Raw genomic sequence first — 19,470 nt, forward strand, 5'->3', positions numbered from 1 at the left:
GTTAGTTCCCCGTATCCTGCACCAGGCAATTAGACGCTGCAGTATTAAATGATTGTAAAAACGTCGGATGCTCATTTAAAAAAGCCTTAGAAAACAATACACCAAGCGCTATATTCCCATAGTGCTGACGCGAAAAGCGAGTACTTTGCAAATTATGCTTTGATAATTCATAACTAAATTCTTGTTCATCCAGCAATATCGCGTCTACTTCATGGCTCACTAACAATTGCACCAACTCTCCGGCATCACGCGGCTTTTTCTGTACGTTATATGCTTGGCGTTTTAAGGTTAACCATTCGTCTGAGCCAAAATCAGCAGCCACTTTATATTTTTGATAAAGCGGGTTAGTTGTCGCGACATTAATTTTAGGGCCTGTAAAATACCAATAAAGGTGCTTTTGTGCCAACGGGATAGAAAGCTCACCAAATTCACTTCGCCTTTCGCTGTTAGCCACAGCAAAAATAGCATCAAGTTGGCCAGTACGCAGTCGTAACTCAACGTCAACCCAATCACTAAACTCTGCTTTAAACGGCGTTTCCATGCGATTAAAAGCACACTTTACTTGGCGAATGACATCACCATAAACTTTACCGTTCTCAACATAATGATATGGGTAAACTTGGTGCGTCGCTAAACGCACCCGTTCAATCGCCAAACTGTTAGCTGTAACGAATAAGCTCGATACAAGCAGCACAGAAGAAAATGCTCGATACCACATTAAATGTTATTCAACCTTCAGTTCAAAATCGGTCGCATCGGCAACGCCCGTAATCGTTACGCAGGTTACTGCATCACCATTACTAATTCGTTCGATGCATTTTTCTGCTAATAGCGGCATTAAATTACGGTTAACGATTTGCTCAATCGCGCGCCCACCGATAGTTGGCTCATTACCTTTGAGCACTACATAATCGATAAACGACTGATCATAATCCAATGATGCACCATAGGTTTCTGACAGCTTTTGTGAAATTCGTTTTAACGCAATGCCCGCTATTTGTGCTAATTCATCAGTGTTGAGTGGGTAATATGGAATAATATTACAGCGACCAAGAAACGCTGGCTTAAAGTACTCTTGCAGTGCCGGACGCACGTTATCAACCAGCTCGATTAAATCGGGACGCGTGTCCTGTGCATCACAATAGTCCACTATCGCGCTATCAGCCGCATTTGAAGTCATAATAATCAGCGTATTACGGAAGTCGATATTACGTCCTTCACTATCTTGAATGCAGCCTTTGTCAAAGATTTGGTAGAAAATATCATGCACACTTGGGTGGGCTTTTTCCATTTCATCAAGTAGTAGCACACAATATGGATTACGACGAATTGCCTCTGTTAGCACTCCGCCTTTACCATAACCAACATAGCCAGCCGGAGAGCCGAGCAACATAGATACCTTGTGCGCTTCTTTAAATTCGGTCATGTTAATAACCGTCATATCTTGTTCGCCACCAAACAGTTGGTCGGCTAACGTAAGCGCCGTTTCAGACTTACCTACACCACTTGGTCCACACATTAAAAACACACCAACCGGTTTGCGTTTATCTGTTAAACCTGCGCGCGACACACGAATGCTTTTCGCCAACTCATGCATTGCATGTTTTTGACCAATAATTCGTTGATGCAACGACGCTTCAAGTGTCAATAATTTCGCTACTTCATCTTTTAGTAAATTCCCAATAGGAATCCCTGTCCACGCACCAATTACCTCGGCAATGGTTTGTTCATCCACAATAGCATGAACCATTGGCGCTTCACCTTGCAGTGCTTTTAACTTGTCTAACGATGCTAAGAAGTCGCCTTGCTGTTCACCGCTTTGAATTGCACTAAGTTGATCGACTAATTCTTTTTCTTTTTGCCACTGCTGGTTAATCGCTTCAAGTTCAGACTCAAGTTGTGCTTTTTTTGCTTGCTTTTCAGCAATGCTGACAGCTTGGTTACCGAGCATCTCGTTTTCTTTACTAAGCGATACAAGTTCATTTTCAAGGTAGCGAATTGACTGCTCAACCTTCTCTAATTTTGCTGGCTTGGCACTTTGCGTTAATGCGATACGCGCACATGACGTGTCTAAAATACTAATCGCTTTATCAGGCAGCTTACGACTTGGCAAATAACGTATTGATAAGTTCACCGCGGCTTCCAATGCTGCCTCGGTAATAAACACTTTGTGGTGCTTTTTGAGAGATTCAGCGACGCCTCGCAGCATTTGTAATGCATCGTCTTCATTTGGCTCATCAACTTTTACAACTTGGAAACGACGTGTAAGCGCAGGGTCTTTTTCAAAGTACTTTTTATATTCTTCCCATGTGGTCGCTGCAAGCGTTCTAAACTCGCCTCGTGCAAGAGCTGGTTTTAGTAGGTTCGCCGCATCATTTTGCCCTTCTGCACCACCAGCACCAATTAAAGTATGTGCTTCATCAATAAATACCACAATCGGTACATCGGCATTTTTAACTTCGTTAATGACATCTTTTAAACGATTTTCAAATTCGCCTTTAACGCTGGCACCCGCTTGTAATAGACCTAAATCTAATGAATGAATTTGTACGCCAGATAAAACGGGAGGAACTTCATCATTCGCAATTTTTTGCGCGAGCCCTTCTACAACAGCGGTTTTACCTACTCCAGGTTCACCGACAAAAATTGGGTTATTTTGGCGTTTTCGACATAGAATATCGATTGCTAATCGCACCTCGTCAGCACGCCCCGAAACCACATCTAATTCACCATTTTTAGCCGCTTGGGTTAGGTTGACCGTATATTTTTCAAGTGCCCCATTGGCAATTGGTGCTGCAGGCGTCGCACCTTGGCTTGTGGCGCTTTTCGCCGCGCCAATTACAAGTGACTTTATATATTCTTTTAAGCTTTCAATCGAAACATTATTAAGCGCCTCAAAGTGATGGCGGTTCAATGAAAGCGGATCGGTTTGTAGCATTGCAAGTAACAGATGCAACCCCACTACTGCATTATGCGAAAATTCGACCGAGGCAATTAACCACGCTGATTTAATTAATTCGATAACATCAGGACTAATTGTAGGTTGCCCCGAATGTGTTTTATCTAAACGTGCTAGCGCCTTTTCTAGTTCAGCTTGAAAAGCAGGTAAATCAACTTTTTGTGATTCAAGGAATTGCAGTAACTTAGCGTCACGCCCTTGCAACAAAGAAACCAACCAATGCTCTACTTCAATTGCACCAACTTGCGACTTCATCGCATCTGCTGCTGCATATTCCAACGCATTTTTTAGGTTATTGTCCAAAAAGGAAATGAGCTTTGAAATTGATATTTGTGACATAAAAATCCTTTTAGCTCGACAGAGCCCTTACGGTTCGTTTATTTGTTCCATGCAGTGTGGCTAAGTTTGAGTTAATACCTAACACCAGCGCATGCTGTTTATTCTTGGTAAGTGCTAAACACGATTTATCTGGACCAGTATATTCAGCCTCAACATTAACTACAACTTCGTGATTAACATAATACTTACAAATTGATTTGATTGATTGTAAAACGTCCATTGCAGCGCTATTTTGCTGTTCAATTTGACTAAAAAATGCAGAGTCGTCTATTTTCACTACGACATTTAGCGTTCGACCCAATTGCACAAACGTTTCTCCTACAATAGCGCCATGACCTAGCTGACACCCCCCTAAACGACTGCGCGCCGTTTGCGGGATGGGCTTTTTTTCTAGCTGATTAAGCGCAATGGTAAATTGAAACGGAAAATAATACGCCAAAAGCAACTTTAAATTGTTCAGTGAATGACTCTCACCACGCACAACCAAAGTTGCCGGCAACATATTTAATTCTTCGTAATGGGCGGTAAGCGCTTCAAAATAACTCTGTTTCAACGCATTTTGCTGTTGTTTATCACCGCACTTTTCGGCGCGGTAAACAATTGAGTTATATGAATCAAGCTTCACTGACTGACGCACCATCGCATCATCAAAAATAGCAATAAAGCGTAAATAAGCGCGATTAGATTTTAAGTATGCTTCTTTTAACCAATCTAAAATAAAATGAGGTAAGCCGCCATTAATGCCGAACAAGGTTGCTTGATGCGAACGCACAACCAAGTGTTGGTCGGGTAATTGGGTGAACTTAATGTACTTATCGTGATATTGATTAGAAAACAAATCTTGTTTATAGCTAATTTTTTTAACACCGAGTACTCGCGCTAAGCGATTGAAATGAAGCGCCGACTTTACTTTATAAAGTGCCTTTTGCTTTAGCTGCATACGCGAACCCCTAGCTGCGCATCAAACGTTTTAACCGGCCAATTGAAGCTAGTGTACGATACCGATAACTGGCAACAACGGTCAAATGCAGTCTGTGCTAAGAAGAAGTCATTAAGCAATGCAATAAATAAGGAATAGTCCGCATTGAGCTCAGAGTTATCCAAGGTCAATTCAATTTTCATACCTGGTACAAACACCATTCGCCCTTCCAGTAAAAACGGGGCATTAATCTTTTTAGCGGCAACGTTGTAGATGACGTTTAGCTCATGGTGCGTGGCATTTGAGTTAATGAATAAGCGCAAAAACCCTTTGAGGCTTTCTTTGGCATTATCCGCCGTTAATAACTGCGACATATTAAACGACAATAACTTGAGCATATTCCAATAATTCTGTTCATCGGTAGTTGCTTGCGTTGGCTGTATTGCTACACCGCCAACGTTAAACTCACCTGCAAGCGCCTCTTCTGTATTGACAACAATTTGGTTACCAACATGCACTTTGTTTGCTAAATGTGCATCAAAGCAGGTTACCTCTGCGTAGGCATTAAAACCATTAGGTAACTCACTGCTAGAGTGATTAATTGGAAATATTAGATGCTGAACTTCCTGCCCTGATAAGGCTTTAATATTTCGACCGCGGCCAAGTTTTGTTGTTTGTGACCAATACAATTGCTGATTAAAGTCGATCGCTTGTTTGCCCAGAATCGGTGGAATTTCTACCGCACCTTCAGTATCAACGCGCAGTACCCGATCAATTGAGTACACTTGAATATTCGACTGACTTGCATCCGCAATCACAGGGTACGAAAGCTCTTGATAATTAACACGGATTGGCTCAGATGTTTGATGAAACAAGTTACTAAACAGGGTTTTGTTTATTTTTACTTCTAGTTTTTTCTCATCTAATAGGGCTGCGCCTAGCTCGTTTAAATAGAAATCGAGATACACGCGTTGACCTGCTTCAACCGCAATATGATGAGGGTTGCGCAAAATAAAAAAGTGGCGCTTATCAGGAATAGAAAAATACTCTTTGAGCTTAAAGTAAACGGGCACTTCATTGCTAGCAATTGGCGATACAATAAAATCATCATCAATCACCAGCGGCTTAAAGTTATCTCGGCCAATCGATACCGACTGCGCTTGTTCATCAACCGTGATTGCAACGTCTATTAAAGCCTGATTAATAACATCAGCAACATTACGACCTATCGACTCATTACTAAAATGAAGTTGCAACGGCTGCGCCAACACTTGGCGCATATCAACTTCAAGACTAATTGGATCGAGCGCAACACGAAGACAAAAAAGCGCGTGCTTGGTGTCTAGGTTACTTGGAATCGCATGCTCAAAAGGCGTTTGCTCTAATTTAAAGAAATCAATTTTAATTGGGCTAAAAGTGATGGGTAATGAATTACATAAGGTAACCTGAGTGTTGTCATCCCCTTTATTAATGACTTCCAACTCAACTTCAATCTTTTTATCGAGAAATACAGGCTTGTTAAAATCATCTGGATTTGGATTAAAGTGTGCTTTCACGACTGTTGGCAAAGGTTTAAACAGATTAGGTGAAACAATTTGCGCAAATTCTTCAATATGGCGAGTGCGCAGCGAATCGATTTGAATTGCATTTTTTGCCGATACCCAGGCAAAGCTATCAACTAAACGTGTAACGTTCGGATCTTCTTGCCCTTTGTCGTTGAGGTTAATGTGTTCAGCTTCACGTCTAAAACGCTTACGAAACCCCTCCAAGCCACTTCTAATGCTCGCAAGTTCATCTTCAAAGTGTTTTAACATGCGATTAATCATAATTTGTGTCGTTCTCTATCATGACAGTCATTTTTGTCAGATTTATATCTGTATCAAACTGGAGCAATTCTTTTTTACCATTTATTAGTAGCATTGCAGATACTTCAAATTTGAGCGTATTAGTTAACTTGGCTTTTTGCGAGTCATCAACATAGCTCACTTTTATATCTTGCAGGCGTGGTTCAAACTGCATAATTTTATTTTTTATTCTTAGTGCAATTTGCTCACCTGAATTTAGGCGACTAAACAATGCCATATCTTCTATACCGAAACACAAGTTTGAGTCATCACTCAAACTGCCATCGCCTTGGTGTAAACTCGCTGCTTCGGTTTTTAAAATCAAGCCAATGTTGTGATGAATAGACAACACAATTTCATCCATTGAGTTAGTGCCAATTTCATCCTGTTCCAAATAAAACGCGCTAAAAAATGACATTTATTCAACCGCCGTCGATAAACTAACTAAACTTGCAACGCGGTCGTATTGGTACTGTGGCATTAAATCAATTTGGCAACTGTAACGCTTAAGGCTGCCAGGTTCTTCATCCACCGTTACTTTCGCCGATCGTAACGGCATACCAGCTAAGGTCACCTCATCATTAACGATCGAGTTAGAGCAATACTGCTCTAACCAATGGCTGATGCGGTTCTCACAGTCATGGGGTTCCATAGCTGCGCCAATCATTTGTCTTAATTGCAGTTTAATATAATGGGCAATTCTGCTGATCATTAATGTTGTTTGAATCAAAAAGCGATTTTCACCGTCTTGCTCTAATTTAACCGAACTGTTCGATTGGAAAAAATAGCGATTATTTAGAGGGTTGTAAAAAATCGGAATTAACCCTAATTGGGATAAAAACGCAGCACTAGAAGCCGACAAATGAATTTTAAAGCGTGGTTCTAAATTAGCTTTTAAACCATAGTTTTTAATTGCACTGCCACCTAGCGAGTCTAGCTTGCGCGACTTTAAAAAACCAAACCAGCGCACACGATTAAACTCAATAATTACGTTTTTTAAAAACGTGGTCGCAGCATTGCCCCATTTAAACGCTTCGGTTTCGTCTTCATTAAAGACAAAACCAGCGGGGTAATATTCGTAACTTTCCCGAATCGCTACTTTATTAAATACCAAGCCGAGAAAATGGCTATTTGGGCTTTCTCTTAAGCGATGCCACGTATCAAAGTCGTGATCCGTCAGTACACGTTTTACTTTTTCTACATCAGCCAAATACTGTTCACCTTGAGCGCCTAAAAAACCATCGTCAGCATCGAGTAGAATTGGACATAAACTCTTTTCACCTAACGCAGCAAGCAACTCTAAGGTATATAAATCATCAAACTCGTTATCGTAATCAAAGTCTAATGTTAAATTGTGATCGATAACCACTAAGCCATATGGCTCACCACCTAAGGTATTAAACTCTTTATTCGCGATTAAATTAAACAGACGTGAGTGCGATACCGAAGTAGAAATATTTAAATCTTGCGATATCTCTCGCCAAGAAATATTAAGAATGCGAACTTTTATCGCTTTATAGTTAACAGGTAAACTGGTTAGCTCCTGTAAATTAAGCCATCGAGCTTCTAAAGCTTGGAACTTTTTGTCAGACATCACTTTAGATAATTGAGCACTGATAAGTTGGTCAATTTCAGCAATCAAATTGTACGCTAACGCTTTTGATTGTTCTAATGAAGCTGTCTGATCGCTCAGATTCACACAGTATTCCTTGTTTTTATTATTTTTAAATCAAAAGCGAGGTGCTAAAACAGCACCTCGCATAGCGGCAACTAACCTAAATAAGTTGCCCTGATGTGGCATTAGCCCGGTAGGCTTGCAACCATACGTACAGACGTTGTTAACTCTTCCATCTGTAACCACGGTCTTAAATGCGCTACCGCCGAGTATGAACCTGGGCGACCCGGCTGTTCGATAACTGAGATTTGCGCTTCCGCTAGTGGCGTTTTCGCACGTTCTTCGTTACCCATTGCTCCAGAGTTGGTATACATCGCAATCCATTCACTCATTTGCTTTTGAATGTCGCTTGCTTCCATATTTGAACCAATGTTGTCACGGCCCATTACTTTTAAATAATGTGCAATGCGGCTACTTGCCATAATGTACGGTAAACGTGCTGAAATAGCTGCGTTTGCCGTTGCATCTGGGTCTGTGTATTCTTTTGGCTTCTGAGTCGTTTGACCACCTAAGAACACGGCATAGTCAGAGTTTTTATAATGAACAAGTGGTAAGAAACCTAAATCACTTAGCTCTTTCTCGCGCTCATCCGTAAGGTTTACTTCTGTCGGACATTGCTGGGTGATATCACCTGAGTCAGTCAAGTAAGTTAAGTTAGGTAACGCTTCTACTTTACCGCCATTATCCATACCACGAATAGCAGTACACCAACCAAACGCTTCGAATGCGTTATTCATGTTCAACGCCATATCGTATGCAGCATTTGACCAAACAATCTCATCGTTGCTTGCTGGTTTTGGATTACCTGCGTTATCGTTTGCAAGCTCTTCAAAGTTAAATGACTTAATCTTTTTACCTTTAAAGCCGTACGGTAAACGAGCCATAGTACGAGGCAGTGTTAACGCAACATAACGTGCATCATCACTTTCACGGAATGAATTCCATGACGCATAACTTGGCGAATCAAAAGCAGGTGCAATTGGCTTGCCTTCACTAAACGTTGAGAAGCTGCTTAGTTCGAACATTTCTGGCGATGCTGCAGCAATAAATGGCGCATGACTTGCCGCTGCCACTTCACCCATATAGCGCAGTAAAGCAACATCTTCATCAGATTGAGAAAATTCATAGTCACCTAATAGTAAACCATAAGGTTCACCACCCGCTGTACCATATTCGTGTTGATAAAGTGAGTTAAATAGTGGGCTACGGTCAACTGCTGGTGCATCTTCAAACTGCTCTAACAACTCATCTTTTGAGATGTTAAGTAGTTTTACTTTTTGTGATGTGCCTAATGCGCTGTTGCGGATCAGTTTCTGTAAACCTAACCAAGAACCTTCTAACTGTTGAAAGTTATCTTTTTGCATAATCTGTGACAGTTGCTCTGACATTTTTTTGTCAATCGCCGCTACCGCATTTGCAATTGTATCGGTAAGGTTTTTATCCCATGTAACTGTGCCTGACATCGCTTCTTGCGTAAGCGACGTTAATAGCTCTTTGGTTCTGTCTGGTGCTGTTTGGCTTGTTGCGCTAATTGCTCTGTCTAAAAATGACAGGCTTTCACCTTCGGCAGCTGATCCTTGTTGTAACTCTTCAGACATTATTCTTCTCCCTTCACACCAAGTTCTTCTGATAATGAGCTAAGCGAATCAGCGCTTTGCAGAATGTCTTTTAACAGCTTTTCAAAATCGCGCGAACGGTCTGCTTTACTCAATAATTCATTTAGTTGATTGCGCGTTTCAAGTAATTTCTTAAGCGGTTCGATGCGCTGAACTAACGCATCCGGCTCAAAGTCTTTCATTGATTCGAACTCAAGATTTACTTCAAACTGGCTATCATCATTTTCAATTACGTTATCAACTTTCAGCGATAACTCAGGCTTGATGCGGCCAAGAACTTCGTCAAAGTTATCTTGATCAACTTGAATAAATTCACGATCTTCTACTTCTTTCGGATCTTCTTTGTCACCTGAAAAGTTACCTAATACGGCTGAAACAAAAGGAAGTTCTTTCTTCTCTGTTGCGCCATTAGTTTCCACATCGTAAGTGATACTTACACGGTTTTTACTAACACGCTTATGTTGCGAATTAAGTGCCATTTTTAATTACCTTATTTTAAGTCTGCCGCAGAAGTTAACTGGTTACCAGTTGCGTCGTACTTAACAGAAGCTGCTTTTTCTAACTTACCGCCTTCATCTTCTACGAAGAAGATTTGCTCAATTTTAGTATATGTTAGCGAGAATGATTCACTTGGCTGGCTGCCATCGCTACCTGAAATACTAAAGTTAGCCATACGTGCTTCTTCTAGTGAGATAACAAAGTAAGGAACAATGCCTTTACCATCGCGAGATGGTTTAGTCATTACAAGCTCAACAGTTTTACCATCTGCACCTGGTTGGAATAAATAAGTTAAAAGGTATGGTGTCGCACCATCGTATCCTTTAGAAATACTAATTTCGCCTAGCGCTACCATGCCGTTATCTTGGTTATTTGCGTTGCCGATATCAACCGACACACCACGCATAGCACCCCAAGAAAGGCTATCTACTGCAAACCAACCTTTTTTGCTATTTAAATCAGCTACAGTTGCAGCGCCCTTGATGCTATCGTTACCATCGATTCTCATGAAGATTGATGCCATCTTACATTCTCCTTAAATATTTATTATTTTGCCCTACTAAATGTAGATGCAATCTTTACTAATTTTTACCATAAAGGGCCTGAACTCGACGTTGTGTCAGTTTCAGGTTCCTTTGTTTGATTTGGTTCAGCTTGAACAACTGGCTGACTTACTGCTATTTCAGATGCTTGCTCAACTTCTTCTACTTCAGCAATTGGTGCTGTAATAGCTATATCGTCATTGAGCAATTCGCCTAAATCGTTATCTACCCCTGTTAGCTTGCGGATTTCAGCAAGTTCTGGGGATTCTTTTTTGATCAACTCGCCAAGCAATTCTGAAAACGACATATTGCCCCAGCGAATCGCGCGAGCAATAAGGTACGGAATAGGACTATGGGGTTCTGTTTTTTTGAAAAAGACCGCAATGCGATTAAGATCTTCAAGTGCATTTTCGCGTGTATACGCTTGAGTAGCAGCAACAGGTGTACTTGCCACACTTGGTGTAGCCTGTACCACTTGCGTAGTTGCTGGTGTTGTTGACTCAACCGCACTATTTTCAGTATTCACGGTTTGAGGTTGAACCGCTTCACTTGGTTGTTCGTCTTGTTTATCAACATCTGGGAAAAAGTACAGATACATTAATTTGATCTGTTTTAAGTTGTCGCGAATAAAACGAAAACCCAACAAAGAATGGCCAAATTTATTGCGATAACCATTAATAAATAAGTCGATATCACCGATTTTCTTATCGAGCTCAATAATGCGGCTGAACTGTTCTGTTAACAGCTTTTTATTCGCCTGCAACTTAGTGATAAAGGTCCCTTTAACTTGTTCAAGTGAACCTGATTTTTGATCCGATAAGTAATCGCTGTAAGTATAATCATCGATTAATGGGAAACGCATAAGTGGAACATTAAGTAAGCCAGAGCTTGGGCTATCACCGGTTAATTGCTCAAGTGCACGAGTCTGATTCTCACAGTGTTTTGCCGCGACTTGATCTTCGTCAAGCTTGGCAACCTTCTTCTCTGGTAACTTAGGATGTATGGACTCATTTAATGCATTTAATGCATATAAAAAGTCGTCTAACCCCTCATTAAATGCTGAAAGGTTACTGTTATTAAATGCCAACGCCGCTAACCACCACACAAACACTTCAATATCGCGTGACTCTTGTTTAAGTGTTTGGGCACATGCTTGTTGCAGGTTATTCCAATCCTCAAAATTTTCACGTTGTAAATCGAGATCTTGTGAAGAAGTAGGCGTTTCTAATAGTTTACGTAAGCTTGATTGGGCTATATTTAGTAGATTTCGAAGTTCGCGAAACTTAGTTCGCTCTTCTCGTAAATATATGCCAGCGTCTAACTCAGTGTCGTCAGTATAGAGCAACATAAAAGTTAAAGGCTCATCCCTTTGTCATTATTATAAGTATAACGATTATTTTGGAGCATTATGGGGTAAAGTCAAGGTAAGATTGACCAAGTTATAACAGTTCAAACCACTAAAATTTACAATCTATTCAAACTCATTCGATTTTTGTAATAGGTGCAACAGTGGGTAGCTTAATATCAAACGATACGCCACTTTTCCCCTGCGATTGACACAATTTAATTTCTCCACCAAGTACACCGGTTACAAGATTAAACACAATATACAAGCCTAAACCACTGCTTCCCTCGCCAAGACGCGTAGTGAAAAATGGGTCGAATATTTTATCGCGATGCGCAATATCAATACCTTTACCGTCATCGGTGTAATTAATCACAATAAAATTTGCGTCGCTCTGCTGCATTGAAATGTTAATTTTGCCTTGTACACTGTCATCAAACCCGTGAACCAACGAGTTGTTGATTAAGTTAATAAAGACTTGCTCAAAAGCACCTGGAAAGCTGTCTATTTCAACATTTTCTAACCCGTAAAAACTGACCGTATTGCTTGACAGCAATTTTGTATTTAAGGTGTTAACCACTACCTCGAGTGTTTGCGCTAAATTAAACACACGGCGTTTATTGCTGGTATGGTCGCCGCTAATTTGTTTAAAGTTGATAACCAACTCACTTGCCTTGTGACAATTATTGGTGACTAACCCAATCGCCTCTTCTAATTGCTGAAGATGCTTCGACAGAGAGTCAACAGAGAGCGATTTTTGCTTAAGTTCGTTTGCGATTTTATTATGAACCTCAAGTGCAAAGCTTCCCGCTGTAAGCGCCACGCCAATTGGTGTGTTTAACTCATGTGACACACCCGACACTAAACTGCCGAGTGACGCCAACTTTTCGCTTTGTACAATTTGTTGCATCGCGCTTTCTAACGCTTGGTTTTGGGCGCTTAATTGCTGCGTACGCTCTAACACTCTTTTTTCGAGTTTTTCATTAAGTTCAGTCACTTGCTGTTGGATTTGTTCTAACTCGTGATGTTCTCGCTCTAAATTGCGATAACCTTCCACTAAATTATCTGCCATTGAATTAATTGCCGCGGCAAGCTCATTAAATTCATCGATTTTTCCACCGCGAATGCGTTTATCGAGGTCTCGATGTGCAATTTCAATTGCTAACTTTTTAACACGCTCTACTGGACGAGACATAAGACGCGCAACAACCAAACTGACGAATATCGAAACAATCAACAAAATAGCAATCTGTAACAATAAAAATTGACGATAGTTAGCAAGGTCACGATTGTGTTCTTGTGCCGTTTGCATCAGGGCGATTTGCCACTCAAACGGTTTGATTTTTGCATAACTTTTATAAACATTATCACGCTCTTCCAGCCGCTTTTGTCGCTGGCGTGAATCTGCGATTGGCGTTTCGTTTGCGCTAATCGTTAGCCACTGAGAATAGGTTAGGTGTTTTGCAATGCTATTTACGAGTTGTTGAATCGCCGATGTTTCTAACATTAAGCGCAAATACCCTACTACCTTCCCATCACTGCTGCGGATCGGCGATGAAAAATAAATACTTTCAGGGTCCTTATTGTTTGCACCTGAATAATGCATTACTGGTGCTGGCGACATAGATTGACGTTTAAAGTAAGCGAATGACGATTCATCTCGGCTCTGTTGGCCAATTCGAATGTCTTGAATGTTTTTACCCGCTGTATTAATAAGCGCCACCGAGGTAACATTCAATGTGTCTTTTACGATCACATTTCGCAAAATAGCATTTATTTCAGCGAGTTGTGCTTCTTGTTCAGTACCATAAGCGGTAAGAAAGTTGGCAAACTGGGGAATATTACTGTCGGCACGTACATACTCTAAAATTGTATTTAAATATGATTCAACGCGTTCTTTACTGCGGTTAAGCGTAAGACGTCGCACCGTGGCTTGGTTTTGTTCGTTAGTTGCGACTTTTTGCGTATACGCAATATATGAAATAAACGATGTAGGAAGCACTAATGAGGCCAACAAAATGGCACTCAATACAAACTTTAGTTTCATTGAATTAACCGGGCATCTAGTAAACGCTCGCTGCGAATTGGTTTAGCAATGATCCCTTGCCCAACATAAAATTGATTGTACACACCAATAACACTGTTTAAGCCTGCGCTATTTTGCGACGTAAATGCTGCAAAATTATCCGCTCGATTTAACAGTTTAACGCCATTTAACTTAATACTTTGCGGTGTTTGTTTGATGACTCGCGCAATGATTTCATTACCTTTACTTGGATTTTCAAGCCACCAAGCTTGCGCCTCAAACCACGCATCAACAAACCCACGCGCTGCCTCATGATTATTTTCAATAAACGCGCTTTGCATCGCTATAACATCTGGAATTAAGCCCGGTGTTTGGGCACTTGAGTACACAACGTGCGCACCACCTGCAACCATTTCATCTACGTAGGGTTGCCAAGTATGTGCATAGTCGATGCTATTATTGTTAAGTAACTTCGCAGCATGCGACACTTCGATATTCATTAGCGTCACATCATCAATTGCGATGTCGTTTGCATCCAAAAAGCGGCGTACTAATAACTCACCAAAACCACCTAAGTTGGTGCCAATTTTAGTGCCTTTAATCACTTGTTGGTCACTTCGCGCTAAAATCGCGTCACCGCCACTCGACTCGTCTGCCACCATAACAATGCGTGCATCAGGGTACTGCTGTGAAAGGTTCATTACATCACCCAGTGCTACCGCAATCGCGTCATACTCTGCCGCCGCAAATTTAGCTAACATGCGGTCGGTATTACGCGGGATTGATAACTCTAAACTAATATTGCGCTTTTTTAACATACCCAACTCATCAGCAAGAATAACTGGGTAATAACCTGGCCACAAATCAATTGCCAAACTAATCGAGGTAATTGATGCCTGATTAAGTTTACTTTGACGATTCCCGTTATCGCAGCCTGATAAAAATATCAGCATGGCGATAAAGCAAACCTTTAAAACTCCTTGTAAGCGGAACATTTCAAAAAGGCCTAAATCACATAATTAACTTAAGAGTTAAATAAGGAACGAGATTAAAGAAAACAATTAAGATCTTATAAAAAGCAAAATATTGAATATAAACTACATTCAATGCTTTATGCTCTACGTTAAATAGCTGGCTGTGAATACTGACAATGGTGCTGCGAAAAAGTAAAAAAATCACCATGCTAACGCTAACGATTAAACAATTAGCAATGGTCGCCCAACCGAGAAACGTTGTTATCTGATCAATTGACATTAGAACCCCTTAATCTTTTACATAATGTAAGATTAATGTACTTGCTGTAGCGGTGCAATGTTATCAAGCATTTAGTCGCTAAAATTGCTTACCACAGCGGGGTTCTGTAAGGTGTGATTATAATTACACTTTATTTTTTTTTCGTTACTGCTATAGTACTGTATAAAACAACAGTTAAGAAGGTGCAATATGGCCGTTGAGGTATGTTACAAAGTAGTTAGAGATGGAGTCGAACGCATGACATTTACATCAAAAAAAGAGGCAGACGCATATGACAAAATGTTGGATATTGCGGAAGCACTTGAAGCCATGCTTGGTGAAGTTGATGTGCCGTTAAGCGAGCAACAAAATGAAGCGCTGGCCCTTGAAATGGCAAAACGTAAAGACCAATTTATTGCAGCTTTAAAAGGGGGAAAACCAACCCCGCCTAACAATAAAGCAAAAGTAACTGATATTAAAAAAGTAAGTTAAATAAAAAAGCCACCGTGAAGGTGGCTTTTTTATTTATGCGTAAATTTACTTAATTACAGTTGCAACTGCATCGGCAAAGTAATCTAAGTTTGCTTGGCTAACGCCTGCTACATTTACACGGCTTGAGCCGACAATGTAAATTGAGTACTCTTTTTGTAAACGTTCAATTTGCTCTGGCGTGATACTTAAGAAAGAGAACATACCATGTTGTTTTTCAATAAATGAAAAGTCTTGTGCAACGCCACGGCTATGAAGCGCCTCAACAATCGTACTACGTAAACCATTAATACGATTACGCATTTCCGCAAGCTCTTGATGCCACTCGGCAGTTAGCTCTTCACTACCAAGAATAGTATCAACAATTGCAGCACCGTGAGCTGGCGGCATTGAATAGATACTGCGCACAACACTTAATAGTACTGAGTTAGCAACGTCGGCAACTGCGCTCGATTCTGAAATAATTGAACACGCGCCGATACGCTCGCGATATAGACCAAAGTTTTTAGAACAAGAAGAACAAATGATCATTTCATCAACTGTTTCAGCTAATAAACGTAAGCCTGCCGCATCTTGTTCAAGGCTGATTCCAAAACCTTGATAAGCAATATCGATTAACGGCGTAAAACCAACTTCTTTTGCAAGATCTGCAACTTGTTGCCATTGCTCTGCGTTTAAATCCATACCGCTTGGATTATGACAACATGCGTGTAACAACACGATATCGCCTTTAGGAACTGTCTTTAAGGTGGCCATCATTTCATCAAACAATAAGCCTTTATTCTCGTAATCGTAATACGGATATTCTTTAACTGTTAAACCAGCAGCTGAGAATAAACCAATATGGTTTGCCCATGTTGGTGTAGTTACCCATACGCTCGCATTTGGGTTTGCTTTTGCGATAAATTCTGCAGCAACACGTAGAGCACCTGTACCACCTGGTGCTTGCGCTGTGCGAACACGGTTTTCTAAAAGCGCTTTATGCTCACCCAGTAATAGAGATTCCATTTTTGCACAAAAACCTAAATCACCAGCTAAGCCAATATATGATTTACTTGTTTCATTTTCTAAACGAAACGCTTCAGCTTTTTTTACACAGCTTAAAATTGGGGTATCACCCTGTTCTGTTTTATAAACACCAACGCCTAAGTCGATTTTATTTGGATTTGTATCTTGGCGATATTTGGCCATCAAACCTAAAATTGGATCCGTTGGTAATGGCTTTAAGTTTGCAAACATAGTTATCTCTTAAATTGAATTTTTGCTATGGGATGAAGCCCTAGCTTACCATACTCTCTGTTGTGGAGAAGTATCTAAAGAAAATTTCATGGCGATAATCAATAGAACTTTTTGCTTTAGATTATTCAGGTAAGTAATTGGGTACTATTTCACATACAGCCTGTAGTAAAGCTAGTGCATCACTCGTAAACACATCATTATTAAACGCTTCGGCGTCAATAATGCCAAGTACTTCGCCAGATTTCGAAAAGTAAGGCAGGCAAACTTCCGATTTAACTGCGGGATCGCAAGTATAGTACTCGCCGCCATTAGCAACATAGTGTTCTACGTTGTTAATCACGCGTCCTTTGCCATAAAGCGCAACAAAGGCATTGTTGCTAATACGCGCATAGTCTTCATCAACAGGAAAAAGTGGGCGGCTTGGTTTGCCAAAATAGCTTAATTTAAGTAGCTGCGTTTGATTATCAATCGAGCGTGATTGGTAAATACCAAACCAATCAATTAGGTTTTGTTGCTCAACAAATTTAACGATGCGAGCAAGTGCAGCCATTGCATCAACATTTTTTTGGCGCTTATCTACATGCTGCGTAAGATCAAACGGCGCTTCTTGCAACTGACCGAATAAGCTACAGGTTCCGCCCTCGCCCAATTCAGGAATAAGGTACTGCCACGTAATATCCAAGTGATCTGTTTGCGTAATTTCATTTTCAATTAATTGACGGAAATCAGCCACTTTTTGCGTATCTAAAACGTAATCTGAAAAATCTATTGAATTAGCCATATAGCCATCTAAACATCTTTTAAAAAATAAAGTTTACATGGCTTATATTGGTTTATGCAATACTATTCTTAACTTAAATTACAAATAAATTTAGATTACGTAGTTAATGGCATTTATGGGCCGTTACAAATAAGGTGAATAGAAAATCAAATGGACATTTTAAATGTGCTAACCAATTGAGCGTAGTAGCTTGTACTGCAAATTTGGCACTTTTTATTGAGACCACCTAACCTTTTGTTTTTATAAAAAATAAATATGGCAAAGTAACAAATCAAAGCAGCTTTTAACATGCTGTTTTATAATGGTACCACTTTAATTATGTAATAGTGAGTACGTTACAGTGATGCTATTTCCGCTCTCATTTTGTGAAACTGATTCAGCAATCTCTTTAATTAAGCCCAAGCCACGGCCATGAAAATTATTGTCGTCATTAGCAATATTCTTCCTTGTAAAACCATCACCTGAGTCCGTTATTGTAAAACTTATTTTGGGGTCTTCTGGTAAGTAGCTCACATCAATATTAATCGCCCCTGCCGAAAGCTCTGCTAATCGCTCAGCACGAAGTTCGTAGTACTCACAAAACCCTTCATCACTATCTTTTAAACAGGACTCGAGCCCTAATACGCCGTGTTCTAGTGCATTGTTAAATGTTTCAGAGATCAGCAAAAACAAATTAGAGCGATGCTCAGAACAGCCTTTCATCGCACAAATCATTTCAACAACATCAACAACTGGATCAGTTTGTTTTAAGCGTTCTGCATCTAATGTCATTGCCATGTTTAACGGCGTTGTCATGTATTCATCGCTCAATTGGGGCTCAATATTTGATGGTCTGCATTTTACCAACGCTAAACTTAAATCATCTTGCTGATCTTGCTTACCCGTAAAACGCCTAACCGAGTCAACAATGGAGCCTAATTCAGTAAACGATGAAGCCGTCACCTTGCGCAGTAATCGTTCTTCACCAAAAAATTCGCCTTTGGTATTTTCTGCCTCGATGACACCGTCGGTATACAAGATAATTTTGTCATCTAATTCCGTTTCTACGTAAATAGTATCGCGTTCAAATTCGTATTCTTCGAGTATACCTAATGCCATATGGCGCGATGTTAGCTTCTGCTTAACCTTGCCTTCTTTACTCAACAGAAAACTATCAGGAAGCCCTCCCAACCAAGCTGAAAATGATCGACCCGAGCTGTTTAGCTCAAGAATCGTTGCCGCGCAAAACATGTTGCCTGGTAATAATTCACTGAGAGTTGAATTTAATTCAGCGGCAATATCGCCAACAGGTAAACCTTTTTGCGTCATTGAATAAAAGATTTTTGATGCTGGAAGCGCTCCCATCGCCGCTGCTAACCCATGGCCGGTAAAGTCCCCCATCAAGACATAAATGCCGCCGGTACAACTCGGTGCCATTAAAAATAAGTCACCGTTAAACATGGATGCCGGCGATAAATTAAATTCAACAAGTTCAGGTAACAAAAAGCGCTTTTCCAGCGCATTTTCAAAAATATGTTCAACTAGCTCGTGTTCGCGTTCAGTATGTAGCTGATAGTAAGCAAGTTCTTGGTTTTGTTTGTAGGTTTTTATACTGAATTCGCGTGTCCGCGCATGGGCTTTAATTTTTGCCGAAAGAATTACTTTATCGAAAGGCTTATTCAAAAAGTCATCACCACCAACCTGCAAGCATTTTTCTAGGCTGCTTTTGTCATCCAATGCGGTGATAAAAATGATAGGAAGATATACATCTGCAGATTTGGCTTTTAGCAACGGCGCTACTTCAAAGCCATCCAATTTAGGCATTACAACATCAAGCAAAACCAAGTCGGGAGAAAACTTATCGAAAACCGTTAGTGCTTCTTCTCCGTCCGAAGCAAGGGCAACGTGGTGCTGCTCTTGCTCTAGCATAAAACGCAGTAAGTTACGATTTAGCTCCTGATCATCGACAACCAGAATTTTCATGGC

Annotated in this window: 17 protein-coding genes; 1 reads left to right on the top strand and 16 read right to left on the bottom strand. The window is 40.4% G+C overall.

Annotation, left to right across the window (positions count from 1 at the left end; translation table 11 throughout):
- Nucleotide 1 precedes the first annotated feature (1 nt).
- The 13 genes from ACHSBP_RS15875 to ACHSBP_RS15935 all read right to left on the bottom strand — a co-directional run bounded on the left by ACHSBP_RS15875 (nucleotide 2) and on the right by ACHSBP_RS15935 (nucleotide 15,017).
- Entirely contained in the window at nucleotides 2-718 is a 717-nt protein-coding gene (locus ACHSBP_RS15875) for an ABC transporter substrate-binding protein (protein ID WP_010560605.1), read from the bottom strand.
- A gap of 6 nt (nucleotides 719-724) precedes the next feature.
- Complete coding sequence (tssH, locus tag ACHSBP_RS15880) at nucleotides 725-3,298, bottom strand: type VI secretion system ATPase TssH (RefSeq protein ID WP_010560606.1); 2,574 nt, start codon at nucleotides 3,296-3,298, stop codon at nucleotides 725-727.
- Nucleotides 3,299-3,308: 10 nt separating this feature from the next.
- Nucleotides 3,309-4,238, bottom strand: a complete 930-nt coding sequence (locus tag ACHSBP_RS15885) for a type VI secretion system baseplate subunit TssG (RefSeq protein ID WP_395389590.1) — start codon at nucleotides 4,236-4,238, stop codon at nucleotides 3,309-3,311.
- Nucleotides 4,229-6,031: a type VI secretion system baseplate subunit TssF gene (locus tag ACHSBP_RS15890; RefSeq protein WP_233430457.1), complete on the bottom strand. Its 1,803-nt coding sequence runs from the start codon at nucleotides 6,029-6,031 to the stop codon at nucleotides 4,229-4,231. The genes ACHSBP_RS15885 and ACHSBP_RS15890 overlap by 10 nt, the downstream gene beginning before the upstream one ends.
- Before the next feature lie 4 nt (nucleotides 6,032-6,035).
- Nucleotides 6,036-6,479: a type VI secretion system baseplate subunit TssE gene (tssE, locus tag ACHSBP_RS15895; protein ID WP_010560609.1), complete on the bottom strand. Its 444-nt coding sequence runs from the start codon at nucleotides 6,477-6,479 to the stop codon at nucleotides 6,036-6,038.
- Nucleotides 6,480-7,760 (bottom strand): type VI secretion system contractile sheath domain-containing protein, encoded by a 1,281-nt coding sequence (locus tag ACHSBP_RS15900; RefSeq protein WP_010560610.1) that lies wholly within the window; start codon nucleotides 7,758-7,760, stop codon nucleotides 6,480-6,482. It abuts the gene before it with no gap.
- A 101-nt stretch (nucleotides 7,761-7,861) separates the two neighbouring features.
- A complete protein-coding gene (gene tssC / locus ACHSBP_RS15905) occupies nucleotides 7,862-9,334 on the bottom strand; it encodes a type VI secretion system contractile sheath large subunit (RefSeq protein ID WP_010560611.1) in 1,473 nt (490 codons plus the stop codon).
- Nucleotides 9,334-9,831: a type VI secretion system contractile sheath small subunit gene (tssB, locus tag ACHSBP_RS15910; RefSeq protein WP_010560612.1), complete on the bottom strand. Its 498-nt coding sequence runs from the start codon at nucleotides 9,829-9,831 to the stop codon at nucleotides 9,334-9,336. Before tssB ends, tssC begins: the two co-directional genes overlap by 1 nt.
- 11 nt (nucleotides 9,832-9,842) lie before the next feature.
- Nucleotides 9,843-10,373, bottom strand: a complete 531-nt coding sequence (locus ACHSBP_RS15915; protein ID WP_010560613.1) for a type VI secretion system tube protein Hcp — start codon at nucleotides 10,371-10,373, stop codon at nucleotides 9,843-9,845.
- Nucleotides 10,374-10,438: 65 nt separating this feature from the next.
- Nucleotides 10,439-11,740 (bottom strand): ImpA family type VI secretion system protein, encoded by a 1,302-nt coding sequence (locus tag ACHSBP_RS15920; protein ID WP_010560614.1) that lies wholly within the window; start codon nucleotides 11,738-11,740, stop codon nucleotides 10,439-10,441.
- Between the two features lie 133 nt (nucleotides 11,741-11,873).
- Nucleotides 11,874-13,784 carry an ATP-binding protein gene (locus tag ACHSBP_RS15925; RefSeq protein WP_395389593.1) on the bottom strand — a complete coding sequence of 637 codons (1,911 nt, stop codon included), beginning with the start codon at nucleotides 13,782-13,784 and terminating at the stop codon, nucleotides 11,874-11,876.
- Complete coding sequence (locus tag ACHSBP_RS15930; RefSeq protein WP_395389594.1) at nucleotides 13,781-14,716, bottom strand: ABC transporter substrate-binding protein; 936 nt, start codon at nucleotides 14,714-14,716, stop codon at nucleotides 13,781-13,783. The genes ACHSBP_RS15925 and ACHSBP_RS15930 overlap by 4 nt, the downstream gene beginning before the upstream one ends.
- Before the next feature lie 58 nt (nucleotides 14,717-14,774).
- Nucleotides 14,775-15,017, bottom strand: coding sequence for a DUF6868 family protein (locus ACHSBP_RS15935; protein ID WP_010560617.1), 243 nt, complete (start codon nucleotides 15,015-15,017; stop codon nucleotides 14,775-14,777).
- 189 nt (nucleotides 15,018-15,206) lie between these two features.
- On the opposite strand from ACHSBP_RS15935, the gene ACHSBP_RS15940 reads away from it, so the two are divergent.
- A complete protein-coding gene (locus tag ACHSBP_RS15940; protein WP_040642448.1) occupies nucleotides 15,207-15,488 on the top strand; it encodes a YebG family protein in 282 nt (93 codons plus the stop codon).
- Nucleotides 15,489-15,533: 45 nt separating this feature from the next.
- Here ACHSBP_RS15940 and ACHSBP_RS15945 read toward each other — a convergent pair whose 3' ends face one another.
- From ACHSBP_RS15945 to ACHSBP_RS15955, 3 genes are all read right to left on the bottom strand, one after another.
- Complete coding sequence (locus ACHSBP_RS15945) at nucleotides 15,534-16,724, bottom strand: amino acid aminotransferase (protein ID WP_010560619.1); 1,191 nt, start codon at nucleotides 16,722-16,724, stop codon at nucleotides 15,534-15,536.
- Between the two features lie 121 nt (nucleotides 16,725-16,845).
- Nucleotides 16,846-17,505 (bottom strand): GAF domain-containing protein, encoded by a 660-nt coding sequence (locus ACHSBP_RS15950; RefSeq protein ID WP_010560620.1) that lies wholly within the window; start codon nucleotides 17,503-17,505, stop codon nucleotides 16,846-16,848.
- 312 nt (nucleotides 17,506-17,817) lie between these two features.
- A complete protein-coding gene (locus ACHSBP_RS15955) occupies nucleotides 17,818-19,467 on the bottom strand; it encodes a fused response regulator/phosphatase (protein ID WP_010560621.1) in 1,650 nt (549 codons plus the stop codon).
- Nucleotides 19,468-19,470 lie beyond the last annotated feature (3 nt).

Origin of the sequence: Pseudoalteromonas sp. XMcav1-K (assembly GCF_044005875.1) — a bacterium.
Lineage (GTDB): Bacteria > Pseudomonadota > Gammaproteobacteria > Enterobacterales > Alteromonadaceae > Pseudoalteromonas > Pseudoalteromonas spongiae.